This window comes from Thermus sp. FJN-A, from assembly GCF_054655095.1.
The window spans coordinates 1-343 of the sequence record NZ_BAAHSC010000059.1; the positions used below are offsets into that span (position 1 = coordinate 1).

General features: G+C 68.5%; 1 protein-coding gene. It reads right to left on the reverse strand.

Translation table 11 applies throughout. The features are described from left to right. Positions 1-72: 72 nt before the first annotated feature. On the reverse strand, positions 73-343 hold a 271-nt coding region (locus tag ACYQ0J_RS00315; RefSeq protein WP_460170238.1), incomplete at its 5' end, for a hypothetical protein.

Consider the following 343-nt stretch of genomic DNA (forward strand, 5'->3'; position numbering starts at 1 on the left):
GCAAGGGCTACCAGACCCTCCTCAAGGAGTTCGTGCTGGAAAGGCTCTACGAGGAGGAGAAGCGGGAAGGGGTCATCTAAGACCGCCAAGGGCTTCCTCCAGGAGCCTTAGGGCCCGGTCCAGGTCGGGCACCCGGCCCGGGCGCACCTCGTTCAGATCCAGCCACACTGCCGAGAGGAGGGCGTGGAGCTCCAGGGCCCGCTCCCGGGAGAGGCCGGAAGGGGAGAGGCTCCGGCTTTGGGCGAGGGCCTCGAGGTAGGCGAGGCGGGCGAGGAGCTTCTCCCGCTCGGCCTCCAGCTCCGCCACCCTCCTGCGCAAATGCTCCAGCTCGTCCACCCTCATC